Origin of the sequence: Micromonospora sp. DH13 (assembly GCF_020873825.1) — a bacterium.
Lineage (GTDB): Bacteria > Actinomycetota > Actinomycetes > Mycobacteriales > Micromonosporaceae > Micromonospora > Micromonospora haikouensis.
The window spans coordinates 41,201-67,013 of the sequence record NZ_JAHWGR010000006.1; the positions used below are offsets into that span (position 1 = coordinate 41,201).

A 25,813-nucleotide genomic window follows, 5' to 3' on the forward strand; every position below is an offset into this window, starting at 1 on the left:
CGCACCGGAAAAGTTCCCGGAGTGTGCCACGTCATCGGAAGGGTCGAAGGACCCTGCCCACCGCCGGCACGCCGCGTACCGTGGTCTGACGTGATCCCCGCGCCGCGCGAGCCCGCCGCCGACGGTCCCACCGACCCGGCCCGCAGTCGTGCCCCCGACCCGGCGACCGCACGCGAGCCCGACCCGGCGACCGGCTGGGCGTTGGCCGCCCGCGACGGCGACCCGGCCGCCCAGGCGGCGTTCGTCCGGGCCACCCAGGCCGAGGTGTGGCGGTTCGCCGCCGCGCTGGTCGACCCCGACACCGCCGACGATCTCACCCAGGAGACCTACCTGCGGGCGTTCCGGGCGCTGCCCGCCTTCGCGGGGCGGTCCAGCGCCCGCACCTGGCTGCTCGGCATCGCCCGCCGCGCCTGCGCCGACCACCTGCGCGTCGTGGTCCGCCGCCGCCGGCTCGCCGAACGGCTGGCCAGCCACGCCCACACCGACCTGCCGCACCCGGACCCCGCCGGGCAGCTCGGCGCGGCCGACCTGGTGCGCCGGCTGCCCGCCGAGCGGCGGGGGGCGTTCGTGCTCACCCAACTGCTCGGCCTGTCGTACGCCGAGGCCGCCGCCGTGGAGGGGGTGCCGGTCGGCACCATCCGCTCCCGCGTGGCCCGGGCCCGCCACGACCTGGTCGAGGCGGCCGGCGACGCCCTGGCCGGATGACCGGAAACGCCGGCCGTGACCGGGAACTCCTGCGCGACGGGGAACCTCCGCCGGGCCCGGGACGACCAATGACCGTGACCACATCGCACACCGGGGCCGCCCGTTGGGCCGCCGTCCGGCCCTGGCTCGGCGTCGCCGCCCGGCTCGGCCTGGCCGCCGTCTGGCTGATCGCCGGCGGGGCCAAGGTCGGCGACCTGGCCGCCTCCGGGCGTGCCGTCAACGCGTACCAGGTCATGCCGTACGACGTCGCGACCGTGATCGGCGCGGCGCTGCCCTTCGTCGAGCTGGCCCTCGGGGCGCTGCTGCTGTTCGGCCTGGCCACCCGCCTGGCCGCCGGGATCTCGGCGGCCCTGCTGGTCGTCTTCGTCGCCGGCATCGCCTCGGCCTGGTCGCGCGGCCTGGCCATCGACTGCGGCTGCTTCGGCAGCGGCGGGCAGCTCGCCGCCGGGCAGGCACCGAGCTACCTCCCGGAGATCCTCCGGGACCTGGGATTCCTGGCCCTGGCCGGGTTCCTGCTGATCTGGCCCCGCACCCCCGTCTCCGTCGACGGCTGGCTCGCGGGCCCACCGGTGGAGGACGATGATGAGTAGTCGCAAGGGGCAGAAGGACGCCGCCCGGGTGGTCCGCGAGCAGCTCGCCCGGGAGCGCCGGCGCAAGCGCACCCTCTGGACGTCGCTGGTGGCGGTCGCCGTGCTGGTCATCGCCGGCGGGATCGGCTGGGCCGTCTGGTCCAGCCAGCGCTCCGACACCTTCACCGCCCCGCCGGGCGCGACCGAGGCCGGCACCGGCATCGCGTACGGGACGGGCCCGGTCACCATCGACCTGTACGAGGACTTCCTCTGCCCCGCCTGCAACCAGTTCCAGCAGACCAGCGGCGCGACGATCGACCAGCTCGTCAGCGAGGGCAAGGCGCGGGTGGTGTTCCACCCCGTGGCCTACCTCAACCGGTTCTCCACCACCGAATACTCCACCCGGTCCTCCGCCGCCTCCGGCTGCGCCGCGAAGGGCGGCAAGTTCCAGGAGTACGCGAAAGCGCTGTTCGCCAAGCAGCCGCCCGAGGGCGGCGCGGGGCTGAGCGACGACGAGCTGGTCGACATCGGCGCGGGCGTCGGGCTGAACCGGGACGACTTCGCCTCCTGCGTCTCCGACGGGACGTACAAGGCGTGGACCGAGCACGTCACCGACGACGCGAGCCGGGCCGGCGTCACCGGCACGCCCACCGTCAAGGTCAACGGCGCGGAGGTCGCCGACCGGTCGCCCGCGGGCCTCACGGCGGCGGTGGCGGCGGCCAGCAAGTGACCCCCGCCCCGCCCCGCCGCGCCGGGCTGGGCCGCCGCGCCGGCGTGGCCGGGCCGGCCGTCGTCGCCCGGCTGGCCGGCGTGCTCGCCGGGCTGGCCGCCGTCCTCGCCACGGCGACGCCGGCCGCCGCGCACGGCGGGGAGTCGCCCGACGGCACGGACTACCGGGCCGAGGTGACCGGCGTCGCGCCGGACCGGCCCGGGCTGACCGCCCGCGTCGTGGAGGGCGGGGCACGGCTGGAGCTGGTCAACCGCACCGGGCGGCCGATCGAGGTGATCGGCTACACCGGCGAGCCGTACCTGCGCGTCGGGCCGGACGGGGTGTACGAGAACAGCCGCTCCCCGGCGACGTACCTCAACCGGACCCTCGCCGGGGACACGGCCCTGCCCGCCCAGGCGGACCCGGCCGCCGCCCCGGACTGGCGGCGCGTCGGCGACGGGCCGACGGCCCGTTGGCACGACCGGCGGGCCCGCTGGCAGGAACCGGCCCCGCCGGCGGTGGTGCGCGCCGACCCGACCCGTGAGCAGCGGGTGCGGGACTGGGTGGTGCCGCTGCGCGACGGCGCCGAGCCGGTGGAGATCCGGGGCACCCTCGACTGGGTGCCGCCGCCCGACGCGTACCCCTGGTGGGTGGCGGCCACGCTCGGCTTCCTGCTGGTCGGCTCCGCCGGGCTGCTGGCGGCCGGCACCCCGCTCGGGGCGCGGGCGCTCGCCGGCGCCGGCGCGGCGCTGGCCGCGGGCGGGGTCGCCGCGATCGTGTTCACCGTGGGCCGGGAGCTGGACGCGGGCGCCACGGGCGTCGGCGGCGTGCTGCTGGGCCTGCTCGGCGGGCAGATCTGGGCGCTGCTCACCGGCCTCGGCGCGCTCGCGGCGGGCGGGTACGCGCTGGCCCGCCGCCCCGCCGCCGACTTCGCCCTCGCGCTGGCCGGGGGGTGCCTCGCCCTGTTCGCCGGGGTCACCAACGTCGCCGTCCTCGCCCGCTCGGTCCCCCCGCTCCCCTGGCCCGGCGGGCTGGCCCGCACCCTGCTCGTGGTGATCCTGGCCACGGGGGCCGGCGCCACGGCGGCCGGCCTGCTCCGCCTCCGCGCCGCCGCCCACCCGGGGAGCCCCCGCCCCGCCCCCGGCGTGACGGAGCCGGTCAGGGGGTGAAGCCGTAGGGCAGCTCCAGGCGGTGCGCCGCCAGCAGCTCCCGGTCGGCCAGCAGCTCCCGGGTGTCGGCGTCGGCGACGATGCGCCCGCCGTCGAGGATCACCGACCGGTCGCACAGCTCCAGCGCGTACGGCAGGTCGTGCGTGACCATCAGCAGGGTCACCGGCAGGCCGCGCAGGATCTCGGCCAGCTCCCGGCGGGCCGCCGGGTCGAGGTTGGACGACGGCTCGTCCAGCACCAGGATCTCCGGGTGCATGGCCAGCACGGTGGCCACCGCCACCCGGCGGCGCTGCCCGAACGACAGGTGGTGCGGGGCCCGGTCCCGGTGCTCGCCCATCCCCACCGCCGCGAGGGCCTCGTCGACCCGGGCGGCCAGCTCGGCCCCGCGCAGGCCCAGGTTGGCCGGGCCGAACGCCACGTCCTCGGCGACCGTGGGCAGGAAGAGCTGGTCGTCCGGGTCCTGGAAGACGATCCCGACCCGGCGGCGGATCTCCGCGAGGGTGTCCCGGTCGCGGCTCACCGTCAGCCCGCCGACGCTCACCGAGCCCTCGGCGGCGGTGAGGATGCCGTTGAGGTGCAGCACCAGCGTCGTCTTGCCCGCGCCGTTGGGCCCGAGCAGCGCCACCCGTCCGCCGCGCGCCACGGTCAGGTCGACCCCGTGCAGGGCGACGTGCCCGTCCGGGTACGCGTACCGGACGCCGCGCACGTCCAGGGAGGGGGGAGCCGGGTTCTGCACGCCACCGATCATGTCAGGGCGACGGCGGTCGCGGCGATCCCGGCCGCGACCAGCGGCACCGTCGCCCCGACCAGCCACTGCCCCGCGCTCGCCGCGCCCGCGCCCTGCCACACCGCCGGCATCCGGCCGGAGTAGCCGCGCGACAGCATCGCCAGGTAGACCCGCTCGCCACGCTCGAACGCGCGCAGGAACAGCGCGCCGACCCCGGCGGCGAAGCCGCGCAACTGCCACAGGAAGCGCGGGTCGTCGCCCCGGGAGACCCGGGCCACCCGCATCCGGCGGGCCTCGCCGACCAGCACGTCCAGGTAGCGGAGCATGAACGTGGCGATCTGGGTGACGATCTGCGGGCAGCGCAGCCGGTCCAGGCCGACGATCAGGTCCCGCGTCGTCGTGGTCGCGGCCAGCAGGAGCGACGCGAGCACCCCCAGCGTGCCCTTCGCGACGATGTTCCAGCCGCCGAGCAGCCCGTCGACGGACAGGGCCAGCCCGGCCACCTCGACCCGCTCGCCCGCACCGAGGAACGGCAGCGCGACCGCGAAGAGCACGAACGGCAGCTCGATCGCCGCGCGGCTGAGCAGCCAGCCCGGCCCGACCCGGGCCAGCGCGGCCACGGCGGCGACCAGCAGGGCGTACCCGCCGAACGCCCAGAACGCCGTGCGCGGGGTGGCCACCACGGCGAGGGTGAACAGCACCATCGCGGCGATCTTCACCTCCGGCGGCAGGCGGTGCACCGGGGAGGTCGCCTCCCGGTAGAGCACGTGCGCGTGACCGGCCCCCATCGACGGGCCGCCTACCGGGACCGCGCGACGCGCGACGCGTCGCCGGCCGGCGGCTGCGGGTCGGCGGTCGTCGACTGCACGTCGGCCGTCGGCGACTGCGGGCCGGCGGTCGTCGACTGCGCGTCGGCCGTCGGTGGCTGCGGGCCGCGGCGGCGCAGCAGCCAGAAGACGCCGCCGCCCACGGCGAAGGTGAGCAGCACGCCGAGCACCCCGGACAGGCCGGTGGAGAGGAAGTCGTTGTCGAGGCCGCGGACGCCGTAGTCGGCCAGCGGGCTGTCGGCCAGCTCGTGGTCGCGTTCCTGCTGGGCGGGGCAGCTGCCGCCCGTGATCTCCCCCTCGGCGTCGACCGTGCAGCCCTTGAGCAGCGACGAGTCCAGCCCGTCGGGGTGCGAGGAGGCGTAGTTGCTCACCACGCCCGCCAGCAGCAGGGCGACCAGCAGCCCGCCGACGACGAAACCCCAGGGACGCTTGCTCATCGGGCACCTCCGGCGACCGGGACGACGGGAGCCGGCGCGGCCGGCCTGAGGGCGCGCAGCGCGTACACCAGATCGGGGCGGACCTTGGCGACGGTGACCACCGTGGTCGCGGTGATCAGGCCCTCGCCGATGCCGATCAGCAGGTGGACGCCGGCCATCGTGCCGGCCAGGCCGGCGAGGTTGCCGCCCAGGTCGGTGGTGCCGCCCAGCCAGTACTGGAGCACGAAGCCCTGGGACGCGACCACGACGCTGACCAGCGCCGAGACGAAGGCCGTCACGGCGAGGCCGGTCGGGGTGCGCGGCAGCACCCGCAGCAGCAGGGCGATCAGCAGGTACGCCGCCGCGGTGCCGAGGACCGCCATGTTGGTGACGTTCAGGCCGAGCATCGCCACCCCGCCGTCGCCGAAGACCAGCGCCTGCACGACCAGCACGACCGCCACGCAGAGCGCGCCGACCCACGGGCCGACCAGCAGCGCGGCGAGCGCGCCGCCGAGCAGGTGGCCGCTCACCCCGGCGGTGAAGATCGGGAAGTTGAGCATCTGGACGGCGAAGATGAACGCGGCGACGAGCCCGGCCATCGGGGCGAGCCGGTCGTCGAGGTCGCGCCGGCCGCGCAGCACGCAGAGGGTCAGCACGGCCAGGGCGAACGCGGCGAAGACGGCGGCGACCGGGCCGTTCACGATGCCGTTGGAGATGTGCATCGCCAGGGTTTCCACTCGACCTCCCGGAGGCCCGGCGGGAGCGTCCACGCCGGCTCGGCCCAGCCTATTTCCACGGATGAGCTGTTGCCAATCCCTGGCAACAGCGTCGAGGCGCTGATCACCGCCGAGCCGGGGACCGCCGCGCGGGGCCGGGACCGCCGCGCGGGGCCGCCCGGACCGCCGCGCGCGCCCCGCCCGGACCGCCGCGCGTGCCCCGCCCGCCATGTCGGCGACATGGGGCCATCACCGCCCCCGGGATCCCGCGATGTCGGCGACATGGCGGGCGGCGTCGGACCGGCAGCCCGGGGCGGCGTCGGACCGGCAGCCCGGGGCGGCGGTAGGGTTCGGCCATGACCGCGCCAGCCCGCCTCAGCCCCGGTGACCCCGCGCCCGAGTTCAGCCTGCCGACCGACACCGGCGAGACCCTCTCCCTGGCCGACCTGCGCGGCCGGACGGTGATCCTGTACGCCTACCCCGCCGCGATGACTCCCGGCTGCACCAAGCAGGCGTGCGACTTCCGCGACTCGCTCGCCTCGCTCCGGTCCGCTGGCTACGAGGTGGTCGGCATCTCGCCGGACAAGCCGGAGAAGCTGGCGAAGTTCCGCGAGCGGGACGCCATCACCTTCCCGCTGGTCGCCGACACCGACCGGGCGGTGCTCACCGCCTACGGCGCGTACGGCGAGAAGCAGTCCTACGGGCGCACGGTGACCGGGGTGATCCGGTCCACCTTCGTCATCGACCCCGACGGCAAGATCGAGCGGGCGCTCTACAACGTCAAGGCCACCGGCCACGTCGCCAAGCTGCGCCGCGACCTCGGCCTCGACTGAGCGACTGAGCGGCCGGGCGACCGGGCGACGCCCGCGCCGGAGGCCCGACACCCCCACACCCCGCGCCGCACGCCGGGTCACAACGGCAAGCAGCGAGATGGCCGGGGCACCACCCGCCGTCGATACTTTCCTGGTAGCGATCAGACTACGGCCGGTCACGCCGGGGATCGCGGGCCCGCCGCACACGGGCACCGGGACGAAGACGGCTGCCGGCATCCGCGCGGGGAAGGGGCAGCTGTGGACTACGCCGAAATCGTGCACCTGGTGAACACCGATCCGGTGGCCCAGATCTTGCTGGAGTCGCCGGTCGCGATGCGGCTCGGCTACGTGGGCCTGGACGGTCACCCGCGCACGGTGCCGGTCGCGTACCTGTGGAACGGCGAGGCGTTCCAGTTCGCCAGCCCGACGACCGCGTACAAGGTGCGGGCGATCGCGGCGCATCCGCAGGTCTCCTTCAGCGTCGACACGTACTCGGCGGAGGTGCGGCGGAAGGTCGCGGCGCAGCTCGGCCCGACCGTCTCCGACTACACGCCCGTCGTCATGCTGGTGCGCGGCACGGCGTCCATCGAGGTCCACCCCGGGGTCCCGGACGTGCACGTCAAGGCGTCCTGGCGGATGTTCGCGGACAAGAGCCTGGCCCCGGGCTGGGAGCAGCAGAAACGCGCGCACACGACCGACATGGCGGTGATCACCATCAAGCCGACCCACGTCACGCTGTGCGACTTCGTGACCCGGTTCCCGCCGCCGGTCGAGATCAACGCGCCCGCCCACGACCCGGCGCACGGCGGCAGCGGCGGCGCGCCGGTCCCGGTCACCTGAGTCCGGCCGGGATCCGGGCGGTCCGCCTGCCGGACGGTGCTAACACGAGGGACGCCGAACCCTCTAGACTCCTCGGGCAGGCGGGAGTGGTGGAATTGGGTAGACACGCAGGATTTAGGTTCCTGTGTCCGTGAGGACGTGGGGGTTCGAGTCCCCTCTCCCGCACCACGGGTTCCATCACGCGCGTCATCGCGGTCGACGGGTCGGTCGATGCTCCGGCCGGCTCCGTCGCGACCCGCCGACCCCAGCAACCCGTCCGGCACCTGGTGCGGCTGTTGTGCGTGTCACGATCGTGCGGCCGGCGGGTGGCGGCGGGGCCAGGATGGCGACGTGAGCCTGCGTTTCGTCCTCGACCCCGACCTCACCGCCGAGCTGCGCGCACAGATCGTCGCCCTGTGGGTGGACGTCACCAACGCCGGCGGCGCGGTCGGCTTCGTGCCGCCGGTCACCGCGGCCGACGTCCGGCCCGTCGCCGAGGCGGCGTTCGCCGGCATCGTCGACGGCTCGGACCGGCTGCTCGTCGGCTTCGACGGCGACCGGCCGCAGGCCGTGCTGGTCTTCGCCGACAACCGGTTCGACCTCAAGGCCCACTGGTGCGTGCTGAAGCGGGTGATGGTGCACCCGGGCACGCAGGGCCGGGGGTACGGGTCGGCGCTGATGCGGGAGGCGGAACGGCTCGGCCGGAAGCTGGGCCGGGAGGCGCTGCACGTGACCGTGCGGGGCGGGCTGGGGCTGGAGCGGTTCTACACGCGGCTCGGGTACCGGGAGGTGGGCCGGCTGCCGGGCGCGCTGCGGGTCGCCCCGGGCGACGACCGCGACGAGATCCTGATGTGGCTCGACCTCACCGCCGGCAGCCCCGATCCTGGGAAGGCGTCGCGGTAGTCCGATCAATGGCCGGTTGCGGTGCAATCGCGTCGGCGTGTCGGGGAGCGGAGCCAGCCAACATCCCCGCCCGGCCAGGTGGGGACGCCGACGAGACTCCGGGTCAGTTGCGGCAGCCGGTGGCGGGCGCTTCGGCGGCGAGCGGCACGACGGGCGCGTCCGGGGCCGACGGGCTGGATGAGGCCGGGGCGGCCGACGGCGACGGGCGCGGGGACGTCGCGCGGGGCGTCGGCGAGGCGCTGGGCCGGGGCGACGCCGAGCGGGCAGCCGGTCGACCGCCGCCGGCCGACGCGCCGCCGCCGTACATCCTGACCGTGCCGCGCTGGACCTGCCCGGGCGTCAGCCGGACGCCACCTGCCGTGACGCGGTGGCCGTAGACGTCGGTGACCCGGATCGAGTACGGGCCGGGGCCGACGCCGGACTCGACCAGCCAGTAGTTGTAGTCCTGCCGGGCGGCGGCCCGCCACCCGCCCGATTCGCCCTGGCGCACCTCCACGGCGCGCAGCGGGTTGCCGTGGTCGGCGACCAGCACGGCGAACCAGTACCGCGAGGCGCCCTCCTTGATCCGGAACGTGAGCGGGCCGGGCAGCGGCGGGTCGACCACCGCGCGGTAGCTGACGGAGACGATGCCCTGCACCGGGTCGGCGATCCGCGCGAACGCCTCGCGCGAGAGGTCCAGGTGACCGGGTGCGCACTCGGGGCACTGGTCCATGACGAGGACGCGGACCGTGCCCTTCGGGCCCGTCACGTCGAGGTGGCCCCCGCAGGCCGCGCCGGCGGCGTACTCCGACGGGCCGAGCGCCACGTAGAGCCGGTTCGCCGGGGCGCTCGGGTAGGAGCAGTTGCCGCCGGCGCCCTTGGAGTCGTAGAAGGTGGCCTTGCCCTTGTGGACGGTCCCACCGACCGGCGGCGCGGCGGCGACCGGCGCGGCGACACCGAGCGGGACGGCGGCGGGCGGGGCGGCGACACCGAGCGGGACGGCGGCGGGCGGGGCGGCGCAGGCCGGGGTGGCGCCGGCGCGCAGGGCGAGGGTCAGGCCGAGGACGCCGGCGAGGACGGCCACCCCACCGGCGGCGAGCCAGCGGGACCGGCCGGGACGCGGGGCGCGGCGGCGGCCGGGTCCGCCGGCGGGCTGGGGGGCGTCCGTGGGCGCGCTTCCGTCGGTCACGCCGGTCGATGCTGCCGGACCCCCGGCGTCGGGGACAAGCCGGCTAAGCCAAAGCTAAGACGCCGGGCGTCACCAGGCGGCCCCGATGCCGTCGCCCGGATACCAGTGCCGGGCCGGGGTCTCCCGGTACGCGAGGAACCGCCGGCCGGTGCGTTCGGCGTGCTCGGCGAGGACGTTGGTGGCGGTGACGTTGTCGGTGAGCAGCAGCGCGCCGGGGGCCAGCTTCGGCTCGACGGCGTCGAACTCGCGCTTCTCGTGGGCGCGGCTGTGGTCGCTGTCGTGCAGGAAGAGGTCGACGGGCCGGTCGAGCGCGCCGATCGAGGCGACGGAGTCCCCGACCACCAGGTCGACGACCTCGGACCAGGGTGCGGTGCGGGCCAGGTAGCCGGCCTCGGGGTTGATGTCCAGCGAGGTGACCCGGCCGGGGTGGCCCTCGGCGGCGTTGCGCAGCAGGGCCGCCGCCAGCACGCAGCTGCCCAGCCCCTTGTCGACGCCGGTCTCCACGACGTGGGTGGGGCGGGCGGCGCGGACCATCGCGTACCAGCCGATCCGGCGGGCGTAGCGGACCTGGCGGTCGGCCAGGCCCCGGCGGGACGCCTCCGCAGTGGCCCGCTCGATGTGCCGGCGCAGCTCGTCGTCGCCCTCGATCTCGGCGAACCAGCCGCGCACCCGGCCCACCGGCACGTCGCAGACGACGCTGACGAACCAGGACAGGTGGTGCCGGCTCAACGTGGTCAGCTCGTACGTGTAGTTGTGGTGCTCCCGGGAGGTGACCAGCCAGCGGGCGGAGGCGCGCAGCACCTTGGCGTCGTACCGGGCCACCCGGGCGAGCCGCCTGGGGAAGGCGGCGACCGGGGCGAGCCGGGTGCGGGCGACGGCCCGCCGGAGCTTCGTTGCGTCCACGGGAGGGTTGTACCAGGTCCGGGGAAACAACGGGTGGCGAACTTCACCCTCGCCCGGCCCCGGACCGGCCGGTACGGGCACGTGCGGGGCGCGGCGCGTCGATAGCATCGCCGCCATGTCCCGTCCCGAGCAGGTGGCCGCACCGACCCCGGGCGGCCCGCCCGACCCGCCCGCCGCAGCGTCCACGCCGGAGGGTGCCGGGGCGCGCCCGAAGCGCCGCCGGTGGGGGCGGATCGCGCTGGTCGCGCTGCTCGCCGTGGTGCTGCTGGGCGCGGGTGGCACGGTCGCCGGGGCGCTGTGGCTGCGGTCGGTGGAGCGGGGCGTCGACCGGGTCGACGCGTTCGCCGAGGTGCCGGAGCAGGAGCGGCCGGCGGCGGTGGCCCGGGGCGCGCTGAACATCATGGTCCTGGGCAGCGACTCGCGGGACCCGGACGGCACCCAGGGGTCGCGCACCGACACGATCATCGTGGCGCACCTGCCGAAGGACCGGTCGAGCGCGGAGCTGATCTCGATCCCCCGGGACACCTGGGTCCCGGTCCCCCGCTCGGCCGACGGGCGGCACGGCGGCCGGGAGGCGAAGATCAACGCCGCGTACGCCTGGGGCGGGGTGCCGCTGATGGTGCGGACGGTGGAGCAGTTCACCGGCGTCCGCATCGACCACGTGGTGCTTGTCGACTTCGCGGGGTTCCGGGAGATCATCGACGCCCTCGGCGGGGTCGAGATCACCTCGGAGAAGACGTTCACCTCCATCCACCCGCCGTTCCGCACCTTCCGGCAGGGGCCGCAGCTCATGGACGGCGAGACGGCGCTGGACTACGCCCGGCAGCGCAAGCAGTTCGCCGACGGCGACTTCGCCCGGATCCGGCACCAGCAGCAGGTCATCAAGGCGATCCTCGACCGGGCCGCGTCCGGCGGCATCCTCGCCAACCCCAGCCGGCTCAACGCGTTCGTGCGGGCCACGTCGGATTCGGTCTCCGTCGACCGGGGCATGTCGCTGCTGGACATGGCGACCCAGCTGCGCGGGTTGCGCGGCGGCAACCTGTTCTTCTTCACCTCGCCCAGCCGGGGCACGGGCACCGTCGGCAGCGAGAGCGTCGTCTTCGCCGACGACCGCCGGGCGCGCACCCTCTACGACGCCGTCCGCCGCGACGCCGTCAAGGAGATCGTCGCCGCCGGCTCGTGACGCCGCCAAGAGCCCGGGCTGGGCGGTCGGGGAACGTCGGACCCGGTCCGTAGGCTGCCGCCCATGCCCGACGACCTGCCCCGGCTGCTGGCCGCGCTGCCCGCCGGAAAGCTGCCCCCCGGCCGCCTGATCACGCCGCAGGCGGGCGGGCCGCCGCGCTACTGGCTGAGCGACGCACCGGCCGAGCCCGCGCTGTGGGCGCAGTTCCGGCGCAACCACCCCGGCACGGGGCTGTGGCCGCTGCTGCTGAGCGGCCTGGGCGGCCAGCCGCACCGCCCCTGGGTCGACGGGGAGGTGGCCCCGGCCCGCCGGCCGCCACGGGGCGGGCACGACCCGGCGGAGCTGCTGGCGCACTGGTGGGACGGCTGCGTGTCCGAGGACGACGACCCCGAGCTGGCCGAGGCCACCGCCCCGTTCGGCCGGCGCTGGCCCGGCCTGGCCGCGCCCGGCGAGTCGAAGGAACCGGTCGGCGACGTCGCCGACGACCTGGTGGACTTCCTGCTCAGCGACACCGAATACCTCGGGGAGACCCGGCTGGGGCTGGTGCCGGCCGCCGGCGGCGCGGACGCGCCGGCCGCCACCGGCTGGACGGGGCCGGTGCACCACCTCGACTCCGGTGGCCAGCTCACGGCGGTGCTGCGCAGCTGGGCGGAGCGCTTCGGCGCGCTGGTGATCGGGGTCGGCTTCGACACCCTCCACCTCAGCGTGGCCGCCCCGCCCACCACGCCCGAGCACGCCCTGCGCGTCGCCGCCGAGCACCTCGCCTTCTGCCCCGACAACGTCCGGCAGGGCAGCGGCTCGCTGGCGGCGTACGCGCAGGAGATCCGGGGCATGCAGAGCTGGTCGTTCTGGTGGGACTGACCGTCGGCGGCCCACGTTCCGCGCGGCGTCAGCCGCCGGTGCGCCGCCGGGCCACCAGCTCGTCGAGCAGCGCCGCGTGGGCCGGCTTCGGCCGGAAGTCGGCGTCGAAGAGGCAGGCCGCGCCGAAGCCGCGGTGATAGCCGGGGATCCAGCTGCGGGCGTCGGTGAAGCCCCACACGGTGACCGACGCGCAGGCGGCCACGTCCAGGCAGGCGCGCAGCACCTCCCGGTACACGGCGGCCTGGCGGCGCAGCCCCTCCGCCGTCGCGGGGAGCCGCACCCGCACGTCCAGCTCGGTGACGGCGACGCGCACGCCCAGCGCGGCGAAGCGGCGCAGGTTGCCCCGGACGTCCTCGGGCGGACGCTCGGCGTCCAGGTGCCCCTGGAAGCCCACCCCGTCGACCGGTACGCCGTCGGCGCGCAGCCGCCGCACCAGGTCCAGCAGCGCGTCGGCCTTCGCGGTCCGCCCCTCGGTGCCGTACTCGTTGACGAACAGCCTGGCGTCGGGGTCGGCCTGCCGGGCCCAGCGGAACGCGTCGGCGACGTAGCCGGGGCCGAGCTTGCGCAGCCAGAGGGTGTCGCGCAGGGAGCCGTCCTCGGCGAGCACCTCGTTGACCACGTCCCAGGCCCACACCCGGCCCCGGTAGTGCGCGACGACGGCGGTCACGTGCCGGCGCAGCACCTCCCGCAGCCGCTGCGCCGGCCAGTCCGGGGACACCCAGTCCGGCACGTCGTTGTGCCAGACCAGGGTGTGGCCGTAGACGGCCTGGCCGTTGCGGTGGGCCAGGTCGACGATCTGGTCGCCGCCGGCCCACGCGTACACGCCGGGCGAGGGCTCCAGGTTGCGCCACTTCATCGCGTTCTCGGCGGTGACCGCGTTGAACTCGGCGGCGAGGACCCCCGGGTAGGCGGGGTCGAGGTTGAGGCCCCTCGGGTCGACGGCCGTGCCGATCAGCGTCCCGGCCGGGGCGAGGCCGCGCAGCGTGCCGGCCGCCGACGGGGTGTAGGCCGGGGCGGACCGGGCGGCCCCGGCCCCGCCCGGGTCCCCGGCGCGGCCGGTGCCGACGGCGGCCATGCCGGCGAGCAGCACGGTGGCGACGACCAGCGCCGCCGCCACCAGCAGGCCGGCGGCGGTGAGCGGGCGCGGCCGGGTCACCGCCGGAACCGGCCGGGGTCGGGTGGGCGCGCCGGCCACGGCCCCGGCGGCGGCGTCGTCAGGGTGGGGCAGCGACGCCCGATCGAGGATCCGGCCGCCGTCACCCACGGGCCCATGGGGCGGCTGTGAAGTTGCGCCGGGCGCGCTCGGCGTAGATCGCGCGGGGCAGCTCCGGCACCTCCTCGGTGGTGAGCAGGCCGGTCAGCGTGCGGGCCACCGCCGCCGCGTCGCCGGGCACCCGGGGCGTGCGCAGCGCCGCCGGCTGCCCGATCTCGTCGAGGAAGTCGTCGCACTTCTGCTGGTACGGCACGAGGGTGAACGGTACCCCCGCCAGGTAGGCGAAGACGGCCCCGTGCAGCCGCATGTGCAGCCCGAGGTCGCAGCGTTTCATCTCGTCCCAGCAGGCCCGCACGCCGTCGCGGGCGGTGACGACCCGCACGTCGCAGCGCCCCGCGACGGCGGCCCGCAGCCGCTCGCTGACCCGCTCGTCGCCGTGCAGCGGGTGGGTGTTGAACACGAACACGGTGACGTCGACGGGCTCGGCGCGCACCAGCGCGCGTACCCCCTCGACCAGGGCGTCCTCGCGGCGACGCACGTCGGCGTCGGCGGCCTCGTGGTCGACGCCGAGCAGGGTCACGCCGAGGCGGGCCCGGCCGGTGGGGCGCGGCCGGCGCGGCGGGACCGGCTCGCCGAGCGCCTCGGGCAGCAGGCCGGCGAGGTCACCGGCGGGCACCAGCACGCCCGGGTAGCCGGCCCGTTCGAGGACCTCGGCGGAGGCGATGTCGCGTACGCCGATGAAGGCGACCCGGCGCAGGACGCGCAGCAACCGGCGCTCGGAGGCGGCGGAGACGAACGGGCCGACGGAGACCCCGACGGCGGCCATCGGGTGCCCGGACACCCCGGAGAACAGCGAGAAGACCTTCTTCTCGCTCAGCGGCCCCATCTCGCGGAACACCGAGCCGCCGCCGAAGACCAGCATGGTGGAGCGGCGCAGCAGGGCGGCCTTGTTGAGCACCCAGCCGGCCCGGTCGGCGGTGCCGCGCGAGCGGTACCAGCGCGGGTCCATGCCGGTGCGCTCCGGCGGCAGGTCCACCATGGGTGGTGCGGCGAAGACGGGCTCCTCGGCTCCCCAGTAGACCCGCGTCGCCCAGTCCATGACGACACAGAACGCGTTGTCGCCGACGTTCTCCATGCCGTAGTAGCCGACGACCAGGGGCCGGCGGGCCACGGCGGCCGGCGCGGGACGGGTGGGTGCCGGTTCAGGACGCACGGGGAGCCTCCCTGCTCAGGCGCCTGCGCAGGTCGCGCCAGGTGGGCAGCGGGGCGTCGCCCACGACGCCCCGCCGGGCGGCGACCCAGAGCAGGCAGCAGAGTACCGCCTCCGCCAGCACGGTCGCCCCGGCGGCACCGCGCACGCCCCACGCCGGGACGGCCACCGCCAGCGCCGCAAGCAGCACCACGGCGCCCACGGCCTGGTACACCACCTTGCGGCGCAGCAGCCCGCCGCTGGTCAGCAGCGCGGCCACGGCGGCACCGCCGAACCGGAACGGCACCGCCAGCGCCAGCACCGCCAGCACCGGCGCGGCGTCGCGGTATGCCGGGCCGAACACCAGCGGCAGGGCCACCAGGCCGCCGAGCGCCACCGCCGCCGCGACGACCGCGCCGAGCGCGACCATCCCGGCGCTGCCCCAGCGGTACGCCAGCAGCACCGCCTCGGCGTCCGAGCCGGCCCAGCGGTGCAGCTTGCCCAGCAGGTACTGCTGGTAGACGACCCGGGGCACCAGGTAGACGGCGGTGAGCACGGCCATCGGCACGGCGAGCAGGGCCGCCTCCGCCCCGCCGAGCAGCTCGGCGGCGAGCACCGTGCCGAAGTGGATGCCGAGCAGGTAGCAGACGTTGCCGAGCACGTACGGGGTGGCCGCCCCCAGCAGCTCGCGCGGCCGGGGGCCGGTGTCGACGTCCGCCGGGGCGGCGGGGACGGCGGGGACGGCGGCTCGGGCGGCGGGGGCGGCGGCGGGGGCGGCGGGGGCGGTGGCGCGGGCGGCGCGGGCGGCGGGGGCCGGGTGGCCCTCCAGCGGCATCGCGCCGCGCCGGAACTCGCGGGAGGCCAGCAGGCAGGCGGCGACCGTCGCCACGGCGACGACCGCGTACCCGGCCGCCGCGGCGACGACCGACAGCCCGGCCGCCCAGACCGCGCCGGTGACCAGCACCCGGCCCAGGTGGGGGGCCAGCTGGAGCGCGGACAGCCCCCGGTAGTCGCCGCGCAGCTGCCGCACCGAACCGGCCAGGGCGAGCGCCGCCTGGGCCACCACGACGGTGGCGAGCAGGGCCCGCACCCCCGCCGCCGTGGTGTCGGGCAGCTCGGCGGCGCTCCAGGCCAGCACGCCGAGCAGCAGCACCGCGCAGGCCGCGCCGGCCAGCCGCAGCGACGGCCCCACCCAGCGGTACGCCCGCGCGCCCTCCTGCCCGAACACCTGCAACCACAGCTCGGACACGCCGAAGACGGCCACCGGAGCGGTCAACGACACCACGGCCAGCACGGCGGTGAACGAGCCGAAGTCCTCCCGGGTGAGCGTGCGGGCGAGCAGCACCTGGCTGCCGAACGCGGCGACGGTGACGCCGGCCTGGCTCAGCCCCAGCAGGCCGACCTGGGCCAGCATGGTGGCCGCCCGCCCGCGCCCGGGCTTCGGGTACGGCCCGGGGCCGGGGTCCGGCTCCCGCCCGCGCCGCGGTTCGCCGCCGCGCCCGGCGTCAACGGCCGAGGCTGACAAGCCACTTGCCCGTCTCGCTGAGGGTGCGCAGCGCCTTGATGCCCAGCGCCACGCCGGGTGCCCGCGACGGGCGGTACATGTCGATCAGCCGGAACCAGAAGACCAGCCCGCCGAGGCGGCCCCGGGTGATGTTGCCGTCGTGCCGGCGGAACCGGACCACCGGGTGGGGCAGGTGCCGGGGGTGCACGCCGGCGCGCAGCGCCCGCAGCATCAGCTCCACGTCCTCGAAGAGGCGGAAGCTCTCGTCGTACCCCCCGATCTGCTCCAGCACCCGCCGGTCGATGGTGGTGCCGGAGTGCTTGAACGGCAGCCGGGGGCGGGTCAGCACGCCCAGCAGCATGGTGCGCGCCGAAGTGTATTCGGGCAGCCGGATGCGCCGGGAGGCGTCGCCGCGCACCTCGTGGTAGTCGACGTAGACCCAGCCGCCGCCGGTGGCGGTGAGCAGGTCGTGCAGCCGGCCCAGCGCGTCGGCGGAGAGCTCGTCGTCGGAGTCCAGCACCGTGATGTACCGGCCGGTCGCGGCGCGCAGGGCGACGTTGCGGGCCCGGGCGATGCCGCTCGGCGGCAGGCTGAGCACCCGGACCCGCCGGTCGGCGGACACGCCCGCCTCCGCCAGGACCCGGGTGACCGGGACGGCCGAGCCGTCGTCGACGACGACCAGCTCGAAGTCGCGGTGATGGTTGGCGAGCACGCTGCGCACGGCGTCGACCAGCAGTTCGGCGCGGTCGCGGACCACGATGCAGACCGAGAACGTCGGCACCACGGCCGCGTCGTCGCCCGCGTGCGGTGCCCCGTCCGCGTCCCGCTCACCCTGGACGGACGCCGGCAGTGGATGCCTCATCGAGCCGCCCCTCCTCCCCCCGTTCGACATCGGCCGTGACCGTGTCGTCGCCCGACGACGCGCCCATCGCGCCGCCCAGCGACAGGATCACCAGCTGCCCGAAGAGGAACAGCCACATGAAGTACGGGTACGCCATCGGCTTCTGCGTGAGCCCGAAGAGCACGAAGACCGCGTAGAGCACGCCGAGCGCCCAGCGCTGCGCCGGATCGGCGCACCGCCGCCGGACGACGACGTAGAGGCCGGCGACGGTCCCGACGACCGCGACGAGGCCGACGACGCCCCAGACGACGAGGACGCGCAGCAGGTCGTTGTGCATGTCCCACGGCTCGTAGCCGAACCCGAAGAGCCAGACGTCCGGCGTGGACCGGTGCAGGACGCGGGCGACGTCGTTCCAGATGGCACCCCGGCCGTGCATGAACGTGTCGGAGCGCACGTCCAGCGAGCCGACCTCCGTCAGCGCCACCCCGGCCCGCTCCCGGACGGCGTCGCCCGCGAGCGCGACGGCGACCCCGCCGGCCGCGACCAGGCCGGCGGCCACGGCCACGACCCGCCGCCGGCCGACGCGGGTGCGCAGCGTGGCCCGCAGGGCCCCCAGCCGCCGCGCCTCGAAGGCGGCCACGATCACCAGCAGGCAGCCGATGGTGAGCCGGTGCAGCGACACCGCGCCGGTGGCCACGAAGAGGCCGACCAGCGCGTACCGGCCCAGCGGGGTCAGGCGCAGCCGGTCGCCGAGCAGGCGCAGCCGGTCGCCGAGCACATAGCAGAGGAAGACCGAGAACATCAGCAGCCGCCCGAGCGACATCGGGTGGTAGTAGCCCCCCGACGCCCGGCCGATCTTCTGGCCCGGCAGCTCGAAGTAGAACGAGTAGGGCACGACGCCGGCGACCTGGAGCCAGGCCAGCGCGCAGTGGACGACCGCGCCGGCCAGCACGACGGCCGCCACCACGGCCAGGCGGCGGACGGGGAACCGGGCCGGGCGCATCAGCGCCATCCCGATCAGCGCCACCGGGGCGAAGCTGACCAGCAGGCGCACCGCCTCGGCGGGGATCGCCGTGGCGGGGTCGAGCCGCGGGCCGTAGATGGGGTAGCGACGGATGTCGAACAGGGCCAGCAGGTCGGCGCGCGGCCCGGCCGCCAGGTAGCTGAATCCGGAGACGACCAGCAGCAGGGCGAGGGCGAGCAGCATCGCCTGCACGGGGCGCGGCGGCAGCCGGCGGGCCGCGAGGACCGCCGCCGTGAGGGCCGCCAGCATGCAGCCCGCCCCGACGGCGCTGAGCAGGACGCCCAGGTCGACGCCGCCGCCCGCGTCCCGCTCGCCGATGTCGAGCAGGGGCTTGACCGCGATCAGCGCCAGCGCGGCGGTGGCGAGGTGGCCGGCGGCCCGGTCGAGCCGCTCCGGAGCGCCGCCCCCGAGCCGGGTGCCGGGGGCGGTGAGCGGCGCGGGACTGTCCACCTTGTCCAACCGTCGGTAAGGAGCAAAACACCAGGACGATACCAACGCGGGGGCCCCGCCCGCTGACCCCACGGCCGCCCGGCGGGGCGCGCGGGCGGCGCGACCCCGCCTTGCGGCGCGGTGTCCCGTCCGGCAAGCTGGTCAGCCGTGTCGAGCCCCCCACCCCGCCCCGGCCCGATCGGTGTGGTGATCGCCGCCCACGACGAGGCGAACGTCATCGGCGGCTGCCTGGACGCGCTGCTCGCCGACGCGGACACCGACGCCGGCGTCGAGCTGGACGTCGTCGTGGTGGCCAACGGCTGCACCGACGACACGGCGCGGGTGGCCGCCGCGCGGCCCGGCGTACGCGTGGTGGAGCTGGCCGAGGCGGGCAAGGCGCACGCGCTGAACGCCGGGGACGCGGTGGTGCGCGGCTTCCCCCGGTTCTATCTGGACGCCGACGTGGTCCTCGGCCCCGGCGCGCTGCCGGCGATGGCCGCCGCGCTGACCGCCCCGGTGGACCCGCCGCTGGCCGTGACGCCCCGCCGGGAGATGGTCACCACCGGCCGGCCGCTGCTGGTGCGCGCCTACTACGCGATCAACACCCGGTTGCCGATCTTCGCGGACGCACTGTTCGGCCGGGGCGTGCTGGGCGTGTCGGCGGCGGGACGGGAGCGCTTCGACCGGTTCCCGGCCGAGATCGCCGACGACCTCTTCCTGGACTCCCGGTTCGCCTCGGCCGAGAAGCGCGAGGTGTCGTCGGTGGCGTCGCTCGTGCAGACCCCCCGGACGCTGCGGGACCTGGTCCGCACGCTGGCCCGGGTGCGGGCCGGCAACGCCATGCTGCGCGCCTCGCATGCCGGGATCCGGCCGTCGGTCCCGTCGTCCTGGCTGCGCGACGTGGTGCTGCCCCGCCCCTGGCTCGCGCCGGCCGCGGTGGTCTACGTGGCCGTCACGCTCGCCGCCGCGCTGCGCGCCCGCCGTCACCCGCGCGGCGCGTGGGGCCGGGACGCCTCGACCCGCTGACCGCCCCGGCGCGACGGCACGGGGCGCGGCCGGCACGGCGGCGCGGCGGGCCTGGAGCGCACCCGGCGCGGCGGCGGATCAGCGGCGCGATCGGCGCCTCGCCAGCAGCACCACGCCGATCGCGAGCGCGGCGAGCAGGGCGCCGCCGAGCCCCGAGAACAGCACCGTGGGCAGGTTGGACTGCTCCGGTGCCGCCGCCGTGAGCTGCTGCCGGTCGGCCGCGCTCCGCCGGTACGCCTCGGCCAGCTCGTTGCCGTTGCCGCCCCGGGCGACGGCGTCCAGTTGGGACACCGCCGTGGCGTCCCGTCCGGTGAAGTACGCGTCGAGCCCGCGCCGGTAGAGCCGGTCGGCGTCGCCGAGCGTGGGCGCGACCCCGGCCTCGGCGAGCAGCTCCCGGGCGGCGGTGACCGGCACGACGGCCCGGTTGGCCCCGCCCGCCCCGGACCGGTCGTTGGTGAGCACGCCGACGACCCGGCCGGCCGGGTCGAGGGCGACGCCGCCGTGGGAGTAGATGCCGATGTCGTCGCCGATCCGGAACAGCGGCACGGCGCCCTGGCCGGTGTCGGTGGCGGTGACCTGCACGGTCTTCGAGCGCAGCGTGTAGGTGGCGTCGCGGAAGTCGGCGTCGACGGTGTGGTAGCCGGCGACCACCACCACGCCGCCCGGCGTCAGCGCGGCGGCGTCGCCCAGCTCGACGCCGGGCAGGTCGGGCCGGGCGACCTTGACCAGGGCGAGGTCCCCGGCGTCGGCGGCGCGGGTGCGGACCACCTCGCCGGCGATCGCGGGGGTGCCGGTCAGCCCGCCGGTGGCCTGGTTGAGCTGCACGAAGACCTGGCTCGACGGGGGGCGGTCCGGCTCCTTGCCGGTGAACCGGGTGCCGGCCGTCCGCGACCGGACCCAGCCGTCGAGCGCGCCCGGGGTGAGCTTCTTCCCGGCGACGAGGATGCGGCCGAGGGTGTAGAGGGCCCGCTCCCGGGCGACCGGCTCGTCGGGGGCGACGCACTGGCCGTTGGTGAGCACGTGCCCGGCGGGGTCGACCACGAAGCCGCTGCACCGCCGCTGGAACGTGACGGGCGTCGGGTTGAGCAGCGCCCCGGTCCGCCCGTCGCGCAGGTATCCGTTGAAGACGGCCTCGACGAAGACGAGCCCCGGCGCGGCGGTGGCGAGCGCCCGTTCCTGCGCGCTGTAGGGGGCCGCCTGGCTCCACGGGCGGAAGCCGGCGGCGGGGGTGGCGGTCGGGAACGCCCCGGCGGGGCCGGCCGGCGGCGGCGCGTCCGCGCTCCGGGTGACGGCCCAGACGGCGAGCCCGCCGCCCGCGGCGAGCACGGCCAGGGCCAGCGCCGCGACGCCGAGCCGCAGCCCGGTGCGCGGGCGGGGCGGCGGGGACGGCTGGATGCGCCGGGCGGGCGACGCGAACGGGTCGTGCGGCGGCCCGGGGTCGGCGGGCCCGGGGTGGGCGGCCGGCGGGTCCGCCGGTGGGGTCGCGACGACCGGCGAACCGGTGGCGTGCGCCGCCCAGACCGGCGGCGCCCCCGAGCTGGGCGCCCCGGACACGGGCACCCCGGAGCTGGGGATCCCCGAGCCGGGCGGGCCCGAGATCGGGACGCCCGAGGCGGGGACGCCCGAGGCGGGGACGCCCGAGGCGGGGACGCCCGAGGCGGGGACGCCCGAGGCGGGGACGCCCGAGGCGGGGACGCCCGAGGCGGGGACGCCCGAGGCGGGGACGCCGGAAGCCGGGACACCCGAGGCAGGGACGCCCGAGGCGGGCTGGCCGGAGGCGGGCACGGCCGAGCTGGGCACGCCCGCGGTCGGGGTGGCCGGGGCGACCGGGGTGGTCGCCGGCATCGCCCGGGTGGCCAGGTCGCCGACGGGCTCCAGGTGGGGCGAGCGCAGCGGCATGCCGAGCAGGCCGAAGAGCTTGTCGGCGGCGTTCTCCACCTCGGCCGGATAGGCCACCCAGGGGCGGGCGGCGGCGAAGTCGGCGTTGACGTAGCGGGGGCCGCCCGGGGTCTGCGCGAGAGTGTCCGCCGCGTTGGTGAACGCCTCCCGCCAGGGCTGGTCGGCGGCGGCGGCGCCCTCCAGCACGGCGACGGTCAGCAGCCGGTCCTGACTGTCCACCGCCCACCAGGCGCTGCCGACCTGGCAGACGCCCGACGCCTCGGTGAACCTGTACGGACCTTCCGGCTGCATGCCCCACTCCTCTGTTCACCCGCCGTGCGGATAGTACCGAGGCGGCACGACGCGGGAGGCCGTCGCGGGGTTGCCCCTGAAAGTTTTCATGCATAGGGTCAGGACATGAATGAAGGAGGCACGGTCGGGGCGTCCGCCGACCGGGTGCTCGACCTCTTCCAGGGCGTCCGGCTCACCCCGACGCAGCGGCGCATCGCGCACAGCCTGGTGCAGCACGCCGCCGCCGCGGCGTACCTCTCGGCGGCCGAGGTGGCCGAGCTGGCCGGCGTCAGCCAGCCGTCGGTGACCCGGTTCGCCGTGGCGCTCGGCCACGACGGCTACCCGGCGCTGCGCCGCCGGCTGCGGGAGCTGACCGGCGCCGCCGGCGCCGGCGAGCCCTCCGGCGGCGGCAACGAGCTGCAACGCGCCGTCGGCACCGAGGTGGCCAACCTGGAGCGGCTGGCCGGCGAGCTGGCCGACACCGACCGGATCGCCGCCGTCGGCAAGCTGCTCGCCGCGAGCCGCCCCCTGCCGGTGCTCGGGCTGCGGGCCGCCGCGCCGCTGGCGGCGTACTTCGCGTTCTTCGCCGCGAAGGTGCACCCCGACGTGCGGGTGCTCGACGACGGCGGCAGCCTGCTCGCCGACCGCCTGGAGCAGGCCGCGGCGGCCGGCGCGACCGCCCTGCTGGCCTTCGTGCTGCCCCGCTACCCCCGGGAGACCCTCGACGCGCTGGCCGAGGCGCGGGCCGCCGGGCTGACGGTGGTGGCCATCACCGACTCGCCGGTCAGCCCCGCGGCCGAGCACGCCGAGGTGGTGCTCCCGGCCGCCGTCGGCACCGACCTCGTGTTCGACCTGCACACCGCACCGATGACCCTGGCGATGGTGGTCCTTCAGGCCATCTGCGACGCCGCGCCCGCCGAGACCCAGCGCCGGCTGGAGGCGTTCGAGTCCTCCGCCGCCCGCCGCCAGTTGTTCCTCGGCTGAGAGGAGAGACGAGATGCCCCAGCCCGTCCGCGCCGCCCGGGGGGCCGCGCTCACCGCCCGGGGGTGGCCGCAGGAGGCCGCCCTGCGGATGCTGATGAACAACCTCGACCCGGAGGTGGCCGAGCGCCCCGACGACCTGGTCGTCTACGGCGGCACCGGGCGGGCGGCGCGGGACTGGCCGTCGTACCACGCGCTGGTGCGCACGCTCACCGACCTGCGCGACGACGAGACGATGCTGGTGCAGTCCGGCCGACCGGTCGGGGTCCTGCGCACCCACGAGTGGGCCCCCCGGGTGCTGCTGGCCAACTCCAACCTGGTCGGCGACTGGGCCACCTGGCCGGAGTTCCGCCGCCTGGAGTCCCTCGGCCTGACCATGTACGGGCAGATGACGGCCGGTTCGTGGATCTACATCGGCACCCAGGGCATCCTCCAGGGCACCTACGAGACGTTCGCGGCCGTCGCCGCGAAGTTCGCCGGTGCCCGCGGCGACGGGCAGCAGCACGGAGACGGCACCCTCGCCGGCACGCTGACCCTCACCGCCGGCTGCGGCGGGATGGGCGGGGCGCAGCCCCTCGCGGTCACCATGAACGGCGGCGCGTGCCTGATCGTCGACGTCGACCGGTCCCGGCTGGACCGCCGGGTGCGCGACCGCTACCTCGACGAGGTCGCCGACTCCCTCGACGACGCCGTCGAGCGGGTGCTCGCCGCGAAGCGGGACCGCCGGGCGCTGTCGGTCGGCGTCGTCGGCAATGCGGCCACGGTCTTCCCCGAGCTGCTGCGCCGGGGCGTGGCGATCGATGTCGTCACCGACCAGACCAGCGCGCACGACCCGCTGTCGTACGTGCCGGAGGGGGTGGAGCTGGCCGACGCGCCCGACTACGCGAAGGCGAAGCCGGCCGAGTTCACCGACCGGGCACGGGCGTCGATGGCCAAACACGTGGAGGCGATGGTCGGCTTCCTCGACGCCGGCGCGGAGGTCTTCGACTACGGCAACTCGATCCGGGGCGAGGCGCGCCTCGGCGGGTACGAGCGGGCGTTCGACTTCCCCGGCTTCGTGCCGGCGTACATCCGGCCGCTGTTCTGCGAGGGCAAGGGCCCGTTCCGCTGGGCGGCGCTCTCCGGTGACCCGGCCGACATCGCCGCCACCGACCGGGCGATCCTCGACCTGTTCCCCGAGAACGAGTCGCTGGCCCGGTGGATCCGGCTGGCCGGCGAGCGGGTCGCGTTCCAGGGCCTGCCGGCGCGGATCTGCTGGCTCGGCTACGGCGAGCGCGACCGCGCCGGGGTGCGGTTCAACGAGATGGTCGCTTCCGGCGAGCTGTCCGCACCGGTGGTGATCGGCCGCGACCACCTCGACTGCGGCAGCGTCGCCAGCCCCTACCGGGAGACCGAGGCGATGGCCGACGGCTCCGACGCGATCGCCGACTGGCCGCTGCTCAACGCGCTGGTCAACACGGCCAGCGGGGCGTCCTGGGTGTCCATCCACCACGGCGGCGGGGTCGGCATCGGCCGGTCCCTCCACGCCGGCCAGGTCTGCGTCGCCGACGGCACCGCCCTGGCCGGGCAGAAGATCGAACGGGTGCTCACCAACGACCCGGCGATGGGCGTCATCCGGCACGTCGACGCCGGCTACGACGCCGCCCGCGAGGTCGCCGACCGCACCGGCGTCCGCGTCCCGATGGCCGAGGCGCAAGGAGGGGCCCCTTGTTAACGCATTCTGCAGGTGAAGGGCCCCTTCCTAACCACCACCACGGCACCGAGCGGCGGTTCCGGGAGCTGTGGGACGAGATCGCGCCGATCGGGCGTGACGCCGGCAGCGGCGGCTACCTGCGGTACGCGTTCACGGCCCCCGAGCTGGCGCTGCGCGACTGGTTCCGGGCGCAGGCCGACCGCCGGGGCATGCCGGTGACCGTCGACGGCAACGGCAACCTCTTCGCCCGCTGGGGCGAGCCCGCCGCGCCCGGGGCGGTGCTGACCGGCAGCCACTTCGACTCGGTGCCGCACGGCGGCGCGTACGACGGGCCGCTCGGCATCGTCAGCGCGTTCCTCGCCGTCGACGAGCTGCGCGCCGCCGGCGTCGCCCCGTCCCGGCCCCTCGTGGTGGCCGCGTTCGCCGAGGAGGAGGGGGCCCGGTTCGGCGTACCCTGCCTGGGGTCGAGGCTGCTCACCGGCGCGCTCGACGCCGACCGCGCGGCCGGGCTGCGCGACGCCGACGGGGTGAGCCTGGCCGAGGCGCTGGGTGACCGGCCGGCGGGCCCCCGCCCCGACCTGCTCGCCGGCTGGTCGTGCTTCGTGGAGCTGCACGTCGAGCAGGGCCGCGCGCTGGTCGACCAGGGCGCGCCCGTCGCGGTCGCCAGCGCCATCTGGCCGCACGGCCGCTGGCGCTTCGACTTCCACGGCGAGGGCAACCACGCCGGTACGACCCGGATGGCCGACCGCCGCGACCCCATGCTCACGTACGCGTTCACGGTGCTCGCGGCCAACAAGGAAGCCCGGCTGCGCGGCGCGCACGCCACGGTGGGCCGGGTCCGGGTCGAGCCGAACGCCACCAACGCGATCCCGGCGCGGGTGACCGGCTGGCTGGACGCCCGCGCCGCCGACCCGGAGACCGTCGCCGGCCTGGTCGAGGCGGTCCACGCGAAGGCCGCCGAGCGGGCCGGGCGCGACGGCACGGAGGTGACGGTGACCGAGGAGTCGGCGACGCCGCTGGTCGGCTTCGACGGCGACCTCGGCGGGCGGCTCGCCGCGCTGCTCGACGCGCCGGTGCTGCCCACCGGGGCGGGCCACGACGCCGGGGTCCTCGCCGGGCACCTGCCCACGGCGATGCTGTTCGTGCGCAACCCGACCGGGGTGTCGCACTCCCCCGCCGAGGCGGCCACCGACGCCGACTGCGCCGCCGGGGTGACCGCCCTGGCCCGGGTGCTGGCGGAGCTGACGTGCCGATGAC

The 25,813-nt window shown here is 76.4% G+C and carries 25 protein-coding genes and 1 tRNA gene; 14 read left to right on the top strand and 12 right to left on the bottom strand.

What is annotated here, in order from left to right; all coding sequences use genetic code 11:
• Window positions 1–201 precede the first annotated feature (201 nt).
• The 4 genes from LPA42_RS07850 (at window position 202) to LPA42_RS07865 (ending at window position 3,152) form a co-directional block, all read left to right on the top strand.
• A complete protein-coding gene (locus LPA42_RS07850; RefSeq protein WP_091274766.1) occupies window positions 202–705 on the top strand; it encodes a sigma-70 family RNA polymerase sigma factor in 504 nt (167 codons plus the stop codon).
• A 68-nt stretch (window positions 706–773) separates the two neighbouring features.
• Window positions 774–1,295 carry a MauE/DoxX family redox-associated membrane protein gene (locus tag LPA42_RS07855; protein WP_077936517.1) on the top strand — a complete coding sequence of 174 codons (522 nt, stop codon included), beginning with the start codon at window positions 774–776 and terminating at the stop codon, window positions 1,293–1,295.
• Complete coding sequence (locus tag LPA42_RS07860; RefSeq protein WP_077936516.1) at window positions 1,288–2,004, top strand: thioredoxin domain-containing protein; 717 nt, start codon at window positions 1,288–1,290, stop codon at window positions 2,002–2,004. Before LPA42_RS07855 ends, LPA42_RS07860 begins: the two co-directional genes overlap by 8 nt.
• Entirely contained in the window at window positions 2,001–3,152 is a 1,152-nt protein-coding gene (locus tag LPA42_RS07865) for a hypothetical protein (RefSeq protein ID WP_228986448.1), read from the top strand. Before LPA42_RS07860 ends, LPA42_RS07865 begins: the two co-directional genes overlap by 4 nt.
• Here the strand turns inward: LPA42_RS07865 and LPA42_RS07870 are convergent.
• The 4 genes from LPA42_RS07870 to LPA42_RS07885 are packed head-to-tail and all read right to left on the bottom strand — an operon-like array spanning window position 3,142 to window position 5,859.
• Window positions 3,142–3,900, bottom strand: a complete 759-nt coding sequence (locus tag LPA42_RS07870; RefSeq protein WP_077936512.1) for an energy-coupling factor ABC transporter ATP-binding protein — start codon at window positions 3,898–3,900, stop codon at window positions 3,142–3,144. The genes LPA42_RS07865 and LPA42_RS07870 overlap by 11 nt on opposite strands.
• Window positions 3,897–4,667, bottom strand: a complete 771-nt coding sequence (cbiQ, locus tag LPA42_RS07875; RefSeq protein WP_043962201.1) for a cobalt ECF transporter T component CbiQ — start codon at window positions 4,665–4,667, stop codon at window positions 3,897–3,899. The genes LPA42_RS07870 and cbiQ overlap by 4 nt, the downstream gene beginning before the upstream one ends.
• A gap of 11 nt (window positions 4,668–4,678) precedes the next feature.
• Complete coding sequence (locus LPA42_RS07880) at window positions 4,679–5,143, bottom strand: PDGLE domain-containing protein (protein ID WP_077936511.1); 465 nt, start codon at window positions 5,141–5,143, stop codon at window positions 4,679–4,681.
• On the bottom strand, window positions 5,140–5,859 hold the full coding sequence (locus LPA42_RS07885; protein ID WP_077936510.1) for an energy-coupling factor ABC transporter permease: 720 nt from the start codon (window positions 5,857–5,859) through the stop codon (window positions 5,140–5,142). The genes LPA42_RS07880 and LPA42_RS07885 overlap by 4 nt, the downstream gene beginning before the upstream one ends.
• Before the next feature lie 335 nt (window positions 5,860–6,194).
• On the opposite strand from LPA42_RS07885, the gene bcp reads away from it, so the two are divergent.
• The 4 genes from bcp to LPA42_RS07905 all read left to right on the top strand — a co-directional run bounded on the left by bcp (window position 6,195) and on the right by LPA42_RS07905 (window position 8,372).
• A complete protein-coding gene (gene bcp, locus LPA42_RS07890) occupies window positions 6,195–6,671 on the top strand; it encodes a thioredoxin-dependent thiol peroxidase (protein WP_043962198.1) in 477 nt (158 codons plus the stop codon).
• A gap of 237 nt (window positions 6,672–6,908) precedes the next feature.
• Window positions 6,909–7,490, top strand: coding sequence for a pyridoxamine 5'-phosphate oxidase family protein (locus LPA42_RS07895; protein ID WP_077936509.1), 582 nt, complete (start codon window positions 6,909–6,911; stop codon window positions 7,488–7,490).
• A gap of 80 nt (window positions 7,491–7,570) precedes the next feature.
• Window positions 7,571–7,658, top strand: a tRNA-Leu gene (locus tag LPA42_RS07900).
• 162 nt (window positions 7,659–7,820) lie between these two features.
• Window positions 7,821–8,372: a GNAT family N-acetyltransferase gene (locus LPA42_RS07905; RefSeq protein WP_077936508.1), complete on the top strand. Its 552-nt coding sequence runs from the start codon at window positions 7,821–7,823 to the stop codon at window positions 8,370–8,372.
• A 103-nt stretch (window positions 8,373–8,475) separates the two neighbouring features.
• Here LPA42_RS07905 and LPA42_RS07910 read toward each other — a convergent pair whose 3' ends face one another.
• Both LPA42_RS07910 and LPA42_RS34380 read right to left on the bottom strand, forming a co-directional pair.
• Window positions 8,476–9,540, bottom strand: a complete 1,065-nt coding sequence (locus tag LPA42_RS07910) for an expansin EXLX1 family cellulose-binding protein (protein ID WP_228986449.1) — start codon at window positions 9,538–9,540, stop codon at window positions 8,476–8,478.
• 69 nt (window positions 9,541–9,609) lie between these two features.
• Window positions 9,610–10,443: a class I SAM-dependent methyltransferase gene (locus LPA42_RS34380; RefSeq protein ID WP_077936506.1), complete on the bottom strand. Its 834-nt coding sequence runs from the start codon at window positions 10,441–10,443 to the stop codon at window positions 9,610–9,612.
• A gap of 115 nt (window positions 10,444–10,558) precedes the next feature.
• Between LPA42_RS34380 and LPA42_RS07920 the strand changes: the two genes are divergently transcribed.
• Both LPA42_RS07920 and LPA42_RS07925 read left to right on the top strand, forming a co-directional pair.
• Window positions 10,559–11,626 carry an LCP family protein gene (locus LPA42_RS07920; protein WP_077936505.1) on the top strand — a complete coding sequence of 356 codons (1,068 nt, stop codon included), beginning with the start codon at window positions 10,559–10,561 and terminating at the stop codon, window positions 11,624–11,626.
• A 63-nt stretch (window positions 11,627–11,689) separates the two neighbouring features.
• A complete protein-coding gene (locus tag LPA42_RS07925; protein WP_077936504.1) occupies window positions 11,690–12,487 on the top strand; it encodes a DUF4253 domain-containing protein in 798 nt (265 codons plus the stop codon).
• 28 nt (window positions 12,488–12,515) lie between these two features.
• Here the strand turns inward: LPA42_RS07925 and LPA42_RS07930 are convergent, their stop codons facing one another.
• From LPA42_RS07930 to LPA42_RS07950, 5 genes are all read right to left on the bottom strand, one after another.
• Window positions 12,516–13,751, bottom strand: a complete 1,236-nt coding sequence (locus LPA42_RS07930; protein WP_198956473.1) for an endo-1,4-beta-xylanase — start codon at window positions 13,749–13,751, stop codon at window positions 12,516–12,518.
• Window positions 13,744–14,913: a polysaccharide pyruvyl transferase family protein gene (locus LPA42_RS07935; RefSeq protein WP_144082568.1), complete on the bottom strand. Its 1,170-nt coding sequence runs from the start codon at window positions 14,911–14,913 to the stop codon at window positions 13,744–13,746. The genes LPA42_RS07930 and LPA42_RS07935 overlap by 8 nt, the downstream gene beginning before the upstream one ends.
• On the bottom strand, window positions 14,903–16,303 hold the full coding sequence (locus LPA42_RS07940) for a lipopolysaccharide biosynthesis protein (RefSeq protein WP_228986450.1): 1,401 nt from the start codon (window positions 16,301–16,303) through the stop codon (window positions 14,903–14,905). Before LPA42_RS07940 ends, LPA42_RS07935 begins: the two co-directional genes overlap by 11 nt.
• 91 nt (window positions 16,304–16,394) lie before the next feature.
• Entirely contained in the window at window positions 16,395–17,255 is an 861-nt protein-coding gene (locus tag LPA42_RS07945) for a glycosyltransferase (RefSeq protein ID WP_158229385.1), read from the bottom strand.
• A complete protein-coding gene (locus LPA42_RS07950) occupies window positions 17,221–18,708 on the bottom strand; it encodes a hypothetical protein (RefSeq protein WP_158229384.1) in 1,488 nt (495 codons plus the stop codon). Before LPA42_RS07950 ends, LPA42_RS07945 begins: the two co-directional genes overlap by 35 nt.
• Window positions 18,709–18,855: 147 nt before the next feature.
• Here LPA42_RS07950 and LPA42_RS07955 point away from each other — a divergent pair, with 147 nt between their 5' ends.
• Window positions 18,856–19,713: a glycosyltransferase gene (locus LPA42_RS07955; protein WP_228986451.1), complete on the top strand. Its 858-nt coding sequence runs from the start codon at window positions 18,856–18,858 to the stop codon at window positions 19,711–19,713.
• A 78-nt stretch (window positions 19,714–19,791) separates the two neighbouring features.
• Here LPA42_RS07955 and LPA42_RS07960 read toward each other — a convergent pair whose 3' ends face one another.
• A complete protein-coding gene (locus LPA42_RS07960) occupies window positions 19,792–21,903 on the bottom strand; it encodes a trypsin-like peptidase domain-containing protein (protein WP_228986452.1) in 2,112 nt (703 codons plus the stop codon).
• Between the two features lie 105 nt (window positions 21,904–22,008).
• On the opposite strand from LPA42_RS07960, the gene LPA42_RS07965 reads away from it, so the two are divergent.
• The 3 genes from LPA42_RS07965 to LPA42_RS07975 are packed head-to-tail and all read left to right on the top strand — an operon-like array spanning window position 22,009 to window position 25,812.
• Window positions 22,009–22,866, top strand: coding sequence for a MurR/RpiR family transcriptional regulator (locus LPA42_RS07965; RefSeq protein WP_077936497.1), 858 nt, complete (start codon window positions 22,009–22,011; stop codon window positions 22,864–22,866).
• A 13-nt stretch (window positions 22,867–22,879) separates the two neighbouring features.
• Complete coding sequence (hutU, locus tag LPA42_RS07970) at window positions 22,880–24,577, top strand: urocanate hydratase (RefSeq protein WP_077936496.1); 1,698 nt, start codon at window positions 22,880–22,882, stop codon at window positions 24,575–24,577.
• Window positions 24,571–25,812 (top strand): allantoate amidohydrolase, encoded by a 1,242-nt coding sequence (locus LPA42_RS07975; protein WP_077936495.1) that lies wholly within the window; start codon window positions 24,571–24,573, stop codon window positions 25,810–25,812. The genes hutU and LPA42_RS07975 overlap by 7 nt, the downstream gene beginning before the upstream one ends.
• Window position 25,813 lies beyond the last annotated feature (1 nt).